The organism is Chryseobacterium barbadense, from assembly GCF_042849955.1.
Taxonomy (GTDB): Bacteria; Bacteroidota; Bacteroidia; order Flavobacteriales; family Weeksellaceae; genus Chryseobacterium.
Genome location: NZ_BAAFHL010000031.1, coordinates 22,404 through 29,914, shown reverse-complemented (window position 1 = coordinate 29,914; position 7,511 = coordinate 22,404). Strand labels below are relative to the sequence as shown.

Below are 7,511 nucleotides of genomic sequence, written 5' to 3'. Positions count from 1 at the left end.
TTCCCAATGTTCGGAATGATGGAATAGGCATTGATAGGGTTTTTAACTTCCCAGGTGTAAGTCGTTTTATCATTTGCCGTTTTTTTATCGATCAGCCTTCCGTTTCCAACCCCCACGAGATCTTTCGGGGTGATGATTTTCATAATAACCCCATTCTCCGGCTCGTCACTCCAGATATCTTTGGCCGGAAGCCATATCGATGCTCCGATTCCTTCATCTGCAACACTCATCCAAGGGTTTCCGTTTTCATCTTTTGCGAAGACCCAACCTCCATCCCAAGGGGCTCTTTTAGCGATGGTGGGATTTCCCGAATAGACTACATCAATCGTGAATTTTTCTCCTTTTTTAAAGCTCTTCTTTGTAGTGATAAAAATAAAATCGCCATCCTGCTTATAATCGGCTATAGGAAAGCTGGCGGTAACTTTATCTGCTTTCATTGGTTTCTGTAAATCGATTTGAAAAACAGGGTTGGTTACCTCTTTTATAATTTCAAAACTGATTTTGTTATTTCCCCTGATGCTCTTTTGCTCAAAATCGGGTTCTACGGAAAGTTCATATTTTTTGACATCCCAGAAATTACGGAATTTTGTATTGGAGCCTTTCAAAGTATCCTGTTTGCTAAATGTTTCCGGATTTTCAAAGAATTGTCCGAAAGCAAGTCCTGAAGCAAATAAAAGGGTATACGTCAGTTTTTTCATCTGATAGAAATTATTAGTAATCCAAAAATAGAAATTTAATGCCAATTACTTTGCTGAATGTAAAAATAATTTATCCGTTCAAATAGATGATCCAAAATACAGAACTTATATAAATCCAAAGCAAAGAAAAAATGATATGGATAGTCGTTTCAAAAGCTTTTCCTTTCCATAATTTTGAGGAATAACCGAAAAACTGCAAGATCAATCGGATAGTCCAGAAGATAGCCAATCCAAATGATATTTTCCTGCCTAAGCTTGTTTCAGTTAATTCATTAGGAGAGGTGATGCAAAGTGCTCCCATCAGAAAAACGATTAATGCAATAAAGGCCGTATGTATCCACATCATTTGACGATTCATCAGGCTTAAGGACTGCAGCTCTTTTTCCCAATTGAAATATTTAGGAAAAATGACATGTATAATGGACAGAATAATGAAAAGCGATCCAATAATCTTTAAATGAATATTCATGATGAATGTATTAAGGTTTATATATAAAAATGGACATAAAAGGGGTGAACTTTACTTCTTTGAAGCTGGTAAAACCTGCATTTTTAAAAGCATTTTTCCACACTTTTTTAGAAAAGAAATGGGTAAATCCTACTGAGAATGCCAAGAAATTAGGAAAATCTCTTAAATGCTCAACCATAATTACCTTTCCTCCGGTTTTACAAACCCGGTGGCATTCTTTCAAAAACAGTATTTTTTCTTCATTTGATCTTATTTCATGCACTGCAGAAAGCAGGAAAATAACTTCTGCAGACTGATCTGGTAAAGGAATAGAGTTTGAAATGATTTGCAGCGTGTCAGGATATACAAGACTCACTTTTCGGGCCCTTACAATTGCCGGTTCCGTATGTCTTTTGGCATCATAGAAATCAAATACTTTTAGTTCAGCATTAGGAAAATTATTTTTAATAATAAAGCTGGTTTCATCAAATCCTGCATTGATATTGATGATCTGCTTTATTTCTGTTTCGTCAGTTGAACAATTTTTTAACCATTCAAAATCATAATATCCGGAAAAGTCATACACATAAGCGGAGACAAGTAAAGGCATGATAAGACCATAAAGAAATGCAGCAATAATGATCCGGAATATAAGATCCGGCCACACAAATAGCTGGTGGCTGATTATGATTAAAACCAAAATTCCCAATCCAATGATATAAAAATGCCGGTTAAAGCTCAGGATATTTAAAACGCCCTGAAATTTCTTTCTTTTTGTTTCCATGGTTCAATTTTTCCTTTTTTCCAGTAGTACGGAATATTTTTAATGATAAAAGCATTGGCCAGAACAGGATTTTCCAATCCCAGCTTCTCCAAGAATTCAAAACGATAATTCAGGATCTTCACAGGTTGAGGATTCCAGTTCTGTCTTACTCCCTCAATAATAAGAACTTCTTTGGTTTTCTCGTTATAAGTGAACGTAAAGGGTAATGGACCCGCAAATCTTCTGGCCTCCTTCCAGTCTGCAAATGGTGAATTCTCAGGGAGGGAAACAAAATCTTCTGTTTTATTAAACATAACCTTAAATTTTGATTTCACCGATTGTATCTCTTTTACATTTTGATTCTCAGTCTGCTTAATATCTGTGGTCGTATAATTATAATGAGTAAAGAGATTCCCCCTGAATTCCATTTTCTTTTTATCCGTCTCAGATTTGAGAATGTATAAGCCCCGCAGTCTTTTTCCTGCATTGTTGGTATAACGTACAAATATCCGGTAGCCGATCAGGAAAAAATCATTTCCCATCCATTGTGGAAAGCCTTTCGGACGTAAATCTTTGGTCTGAACCATTGCAACTGCTACAAAAGCCCATTGATCTTTTAAAGTATCAAGTTCCAGGCATTCGGGAATAAGATGCTGCAATTGTTCTTTGGGAACAGTAAATGTCAGAACAAGTGAGCTTTCAAAAAAAGCTTCAACAGCAAACGGATGATTTTTTAAGAAGGCAAGCATTATGATTGAACGGTTTTAGGTTGTATATAAAATTCATTATAATAGATAAGCAGGATAAATAAAAAGGCAAACAGTGCATTGAATTTACTCCAAAGCAATAGATCCGGAACCAAAATGAACTCCAATATATTCATTACTGTAATGACTATGATTTGAGTGACTGCATTAAGCCGTGACTTAATTCCTGTTACTATCCAAATGGCCATAACCATTTCTGATAAGCCTATCATAACAGTTAACGTTCTTGAATGATCTTCATTTACTATTCTCGCAACAATTTCTTGATGGCGGGGAACAAAGTTGAAGACCTTGCAGTACAAACCATTCAGGATCCAGACTGCTGCAATGAAATAATTCAATAGGGTATGGATCGCTTTCATTGGAAATAGTTGATTTAGTTTTCTATACAAATATAAAAATAATTACTGAACTTTCAGTAATTATTGAAAATAAAATACAAAATAATGCATTTACGCATTGTTTATCAGTTGATCACAAGTTTTGTAGAATAAATTGATTCTCTTTCTTGGGAAAAATAAGATCTTATTGAACTGCTGGAAGATTCGAAGATCTTTTCTGCACTTTTTTATAGGTATAAGAACACATCAGAATACTGAATTCATAGAGAAGAACCAGCGGGAAAGCAGCCATTAGCATACTTAAAACATCAGCCGGAGTAATGATCGCAGCCACCACCATAATTAAAACAATGGCGTGACGACGGTAGGTTCTCATAAACATTGGTGTTAAAATTCCAATGCTGGTAAGGAAATAGATCAAAATAGGAAAGAGGAAAATAACACCCATTCCCAACACTACCTGTAAGAATAGGGTTGTATAATCACTTAAATCATAAAGCGGTACAATAATATCCGAAATTTTGAAAATCACTCCAAAATTAACCGCAAAAGGAAGAATTAAAAAATATCCGCACAATACCCCTGTCATAAAAAGGATCCATACGGAGTTGATAATAAAGATCGAATTCTTTCTTTCATTGGGGTGTAAAGCAGGACTGATAAATCTCCACAATTCCCAGACAATATATGGAAATGCCGCAACAACACCACCAAAAATGGAAACAGCCATCATGACATTGAACTGCTGGTAAAGCCTTTGTACACGAACAGGAAAATCCTTAGGCAAATGAATGCTGTCTTCCCCTAAAATCATTCTGGAAAAGTGATTAACAATTTTAAATGTAGGAAAATCATTTCTCGTAGGACCGAAAAAGATATGGTCCATGATCCAATTGATATTAAAGCCGATAACAAAAGCGGCAATTATAATCACAATAATTGAGCGGATGAGGTGACCTCTTAATTCTCCAATATGCCCAAGGAAGGACATTTCTTTACCATCACTCACAGAAATAAAATTTTAAGGCTCAAATTTATGAAATATTTAAAGAAGTTGATATTTGAGAGTAGAACTTAGTTTTCAGCGGAGCCGAAGCAATCCTAATTTCTAATCCAATATCTAATTTTAGTTAATTCCTTCATCCAACAACTTATGCAGATCTATAATTCCGAAATACTTGCCGTTTTCAGTCACAATAAGCTGCCCTATATTATTTTCTTTCAGGATTTTCATGGCTTCTTTGGCTAAAGCATCCCTTTCGATGGTTTTGGGATGGGAAGACATGATATCTTTTGCCAGTATTTTAGAAACATCTTCCCCTTTCATTAGCATTCTTCTCAGATCTCCGTCCGTAATTACACCAATAATTTTGTCTTCGTCAGTCACTACCGTAATTCCATGGCTGGATGCACTGATGGAAATAATGACATCCCTGATCGAAGCATTTTCTGTAACCTGTGGCTTTTGTGATGAAAGGAACTGGTCCACTTTGGAAATAAGGTTTTTTCCTAAGTTCCCTCCCGGGTGGAATTTGGCAAAGTCATTTTCTCTGAAATCATTCAGTTCCATTAAGGCAACAGCTAAGGCATCTCCTAAAGCCATTTGTAAAGTCGTTGAACTTGTGGGAGCCAATTTATTCGGACAGGCTTCCATATCAACATGGGTATTCAAGACAACTTCAGAGAATTCTGCCAGTTTACTTTTTAAATTACCCGTCATTCCGATCAAAGCTGAAGAATAATCTTTCAGATAGGGAACCAGATTGACGATTTCAGGAGAATTTCCGGAATTGGAAATGCATAGAACAACATCCTGTTTCTGAATAACTCCCAAATCTCCATGAATGGCTTCCGAAGCATGAAGGAACTGTGACGGTGTGCCCGTAGAATTAAGTGTCGCAACAATCTTATTTCCCACATGGGCAGATTTCCCGATTCCCACCACAATCAGTTTCCCTTTTGCGGAATGAATGATCTCTACTGCCTTTGCAAAGCTTTCGTCGAGTCTGTTTTTAAGTTTTTCAAGTTCTGAAATCTCTATTTCTAAAGTACTTTTTGCGATTGAAATGATATTAGGCCTTTCCATTTTATTTTATAGGGTATACAAAAAATCTCTTAAAAAATGTTATATTTAAAAAAGAATATTTAATATAAATTTTATTTTTTATAAATTCGTTCGCTTTTATTTTAAGCAGAATTTTTATAACTTTGAGTTAGATGCAAATTTAGCAATACAAAATTAGATGAGCGCAAAAAAAGCCGATTTATCCGGCGAATTGAAAAAATATTTTGGGTTTTCTACGTTTAAGGGTCAGCAAGAACAAATCATAGAAAACCTGTTGGAAGGAAAAGATGTGTTTGTTTTGATGCCTACGGGAGGGGGTAAATCGCTATGTTATCAACTTCCGGCTCTTATTTCCGAAGGAACGGCAATAGTAGTTTCGCCCTTAATAGCTTTAATGAAAAATCAGGTAGATGCTGTAAATGGGCTCTCATCTGATGACGGAGTAGCTCACGTTTTAAACTCATCATTGAATAAAACACAGACCAAGCAGGTTTTTGATGATATTAAAAGCGGAAAGACAAAACTCTTGTATGTAGCTCCCGAATCATTGATCAAAGATGATTACCTTGATTTTCTGAAAGAAGTGAAAATTTCTTTCTTTGCCATAGACGAAGCACATTGTATTTCAGAATGGGGACATGATTTCAGGCCGGAATACAGAAACCTGAAACTCATTATCGATAAAATAGCCGATGTTCCGGTTATCGCATTAACGGCTACGGCGACCCCTAAAGTTCAGGATGACATCCAGAAAACCTTGGGAATGGCCAACGCGTTGGTGTTCAAAGAAAGCTTCAACCGCCCGAATCTATATTATGAGGTACGTCCGAAAGTCAATGTAGATAAGGAAATCGTTAAATTTATCAATCAACATAAAGGAAAATCAGGGATCGTATACTGCTTAAGCCGTAGAAAAGTGGAGGAATTTGCCCAGCTTTTACAGGTAAATGGCATTAATGCACTTCCGTACCATGCAGGATTGGATCAAAAAATAAGAGTAGCAAATCAGGATAAGTTCCTGATGGAAGAAGTGGATATCATTGTGGCTACCATTGCATTCGGAATGGGAATTGATAAGCCGGATGTCCGTTTTGTAATTCACTACGATTTTCCAAAATCACTGGAAAGCTATTACCAGGAGACAGGACGTGCCGGAAGAGATGGAGGAGAAGGACACTGTTTAGCATTCTATGATCCTAAAGATATTGAAAAATTAGAAAAATTCCTGGCTCAGAAGCCTGTTTCAGAACGGGAAATCGGGCTACAGCTTCTCAATGAAGTCGTAGGTTATGCCGAAACCTCAATGAGCCGGAGACAATATATCCTCTATTATTTTGGAGAAACTTTCGATCCTGTAAAAGGAGAAGGGGCGAAGATGTGTGATAATGCTTCAGACCCGCCAAAATTAAAAGATGCTACGGCAGATCTTAAAAAGGTGTTGGAGCTGATTAATGATACAGGAGAAAAATTCAGAGCTAAAGACCTGATTTCCGTTATTGCAGGAAAAGAAACGGCGGTTACAAAATCATATAAACTGGAACAGAATTCTTATTTCGGTTTTGGAAAGAATGAAAAGGATAACCACTGGAAAACCATTTTAAGACAGGCAACTGTTCAGAATTTCTTACAAAAGGATATTGAAACATACGGCGTTTTAAAGATCGCAGAAAAAGGAAAGCTGGTTTTAGAAGGGAAGCTGGAGCATTCATTTTTAATTGCGGAAGACAGAGAATTTGATCTTACTCAGGCTAAAGCTGAAAGTGAGCAGATTCAAATGCAGGCGGGAGGCGGTTTGGACCAGAACCTGTTCAATCAATTAAAAGAATTAAGAAAAAAAGTAGCTAAAAAGCACGGAATCCCACCTTATACGGTATTCATGGACCCAAGTCTGGAAGATATGACGGTTCAGTACCCGATCACGGTGGATGAAATAACGAAAGTTTATGGAGTAGGTGAAGGAAAAGCCAAAAAATATGGTAAGGAATTCGCAGACTTCATCAAAACTTACGTCGAAGATAATAGTATTGAACGTACTCAGGATATGGTACTGAAACAGGTAGCCAATAAATCCAGTCATAAAGTTTTTATTATTCAGAGTACCGATAAAAAAATAGATCTTGAAGATATCGCAAGAGCCAAAAACCTTACGATGAATGAACTTTTGAAAGAAATGGAAAGTATTGTTTATCAGGGAACAAAGCTCAATATCGATTATTATATAGAAGATAATTTTGATGAAGATATTGTGGATGGATTCATGGAGTTTATGAACGAATCTGAAAGCGACAGCATGAAAGTGTTACTGGATGAATTCGGAGATGAGCTTTCTGATGAAGAAGTAAGAATGTTGAGAATAAAATTCATTAGCGATGTAGCCAATTAAATTAAAATAATAACCTTACCTGATTATGGGTGAGGTTTTTTGATAT

Annotated in this window: 8 protein-coding genes; 1 reads left to right on the top strand and 7 read right to left on the bottom strand. The window is 36.3% G+C overall.

What is annotated here, in order from left to right:
- The 7 genes from ACGHIN_RS11930 to ACGHIN_RS11900 form a co-directional block, all read right to left on the bottom strand.
- A partial coding sequence (locus ACGHIN_RS11930) for a gluzincin family metallopeptidase (RefSeq protein ID WP_463322662.1) occupies positions 1-698 on the bottom strand: 698 nt, incomplete at its 3' end.
- Between the two features lie 70 nt (positions 699-768).
- Complete coding sequence (locus ACGHIN_RS11925) at positions 769-1,167, bottom strand: hypothetical protein (RefSeq protein WP_390453754.1); 399 nt, start codon at positions 1,165-1,167, stop codon at positions 769-771.
- A 10-nt stretch (positions 1,168-1,177) separates the two neighbouring features.
- Positions 1,178-1,930, bottom strand: a complete 753-nt coding sequence (locus tag ACGHIN_RS11920; protein WP_390453752.1) for a class I SAM-dependent methyltransferase — start codon at positions 1,928-1,930, stop codon at positions 1,178-1,180.
- Positions 1,894-2,658: a DUF2071 domain-containing protein gene (locus tag ACGHIN_RS11915; RefSeq protein ID WP_390453750.1), complete on the bottom strand. Its 765-nt coding sequence runs from the start codon at positions 2,656-2,658 to the stop codon at positions 1,894-1,896. The genes ACGHIN_RS11920 and ACGHIN_RS11915 overlap by 37 nt, the downstream gene beginning before the upstream one ends.
- Positions 2,658-3,038 carry a DoxX-like family protein gene (locus tag ACGHIN_RS11910; RefSeq protein ID WP_390453748.1) on the bottom strand — a complete coding sequence of 127 codons (381 nt, stop codon included), beginning with the start codon at positions 3,036-3,038 and terminating at the stop codon, positions 2,658-2,660. Before ACGHIN_RS11910 ends, ACGHIN_RS11915 begins: the two co-directional genes overlap by 1 nt.
- 163 nt (positions 3,039-3,201) lie before the next feature.
- Complete coding sequence (tatC, locus tag ACGHIN_RS11905) at positions 3,202-4,026, bottom strand: twin-arginine translocase subunit TatC (RefSeq protein ID WP_390453746.1); 825 nt, start codon at positions 4,024-4,026, stop codon at positions 3,202-3,204.
- 117 nt (positions 4,027-4,143) lie between these two features.
- Positions 4,144-5,103 (bottom strand): KpsF/GutQ family sugar-phosphate isomerase, encoded by a 960-nt coding sequence (locus tag ACGHIN_RS11900; RefSeq protein WP_390453744.1) that lies wholly within the window; start codon positions 5,101-5,103, stop codon positions 4,144-4,146.
- 157 nt (positions 5,104-5,260) lie between these two features.
- Between ACGHIN_RS11900 and recQ the strand changes: the two genes are divergently transcribed.
- Positions 5,261-7,465, top strand: coding sequence for a DNA helicase RecQ (gene recQ, locus ACGHIN_RS11895; protein WP_390453742.1), 2,205 nt, complete (start codon positions 5,261-5,263; stop codon positions 7,463-7,465).
- Positions 7,466-7,511 lie beyond the last annotated feature (46 nt).